We start from the raw sequence: 769 nt of genomic DNA on the forward strand, positions 1-769 counted from the left end.
CCACGACGACAACCAGGAATCGCTGTTTTCCGCCATTTGAAAAGGAGGTGCATAATGAATCGGTCTTCGCGATGCCGCGCAGGGCTCGCTCGGCTGCATTGTTGGATAGGCAAATCCGCCCATCGTCGAGGAACCGGGTGAAGGATGACCAGCGGCGCAGCATGTAGTTGAAGGCCTTGGTCAGATCGTGTCCGCGCGAGAGCTTGTCGCGCGTCTTGATCATCCAGGTCTCGAGCTCGGTGACCAGCGGCGCGCTCCGCTCTTGGCGCACGGCGTGGCGTTGGGCCGGCGACAGGCCGTTGATCGCGCGCTCGATATCGAACAGGGCATCGATGCGCTTCACGGCTTCGACCGCCAGCGGATAGACGAGGTTGGGCTTCTCGCCGTGCGCCTTCTTGCGCGCCGCCGCTTCGACATCGGCCAGCTCAAATACTTTGCGCCGGCTGTGGGCCCAGCAGCTGGCCTCCAGAACAGGCGCCGGCTGACGACCCGTCGCATAGAGATCGCCATAACCACCAAAGGCATCGGCCTGCAGAATGCCGCTCCAGCCGGCGAGATGCGTCGCGGGATGTTCGCCTCGGCGATCGCGGGAATAGTAGAACACTGCCGCCGGCGGATCGGCGCCGCCGAACGGTCGGTCATCGCGCACATAGGTCCATAATCGGGCGGTATCGGTCTTGCCCTTGGCCAGGACCGGCACCGTCGTGTCGTCGCCGTGCAGACGCGAAGCGGCCAGCACATGGGCTTCGAGCTGCTTGAACAGCGGCAT

At 64.0% G+C, this 769-nt stretch carries 1 protein-coding gene; it reads right to left on the minus strand.

What is annotated here, in order from left to right:
* Positions 1 to 769 (minus strand): IS66 family transposase (tnpC, locus tag NKI08_RS34560; RefSeq protein ID WP_352775994.1); only part of this gene is annotated, 769 nt, incomplete at both ends.

Source organism: Mesorhizobium sp. M0768 (assembly GCF_040320195.1).
In the GTDB taxonomy this organism is placed as follows: Bacteria; Pseudomonadota; Alphaproteobacteria; order Rhizobiales; family Rhizobiaceae; genus Mesorhizobium.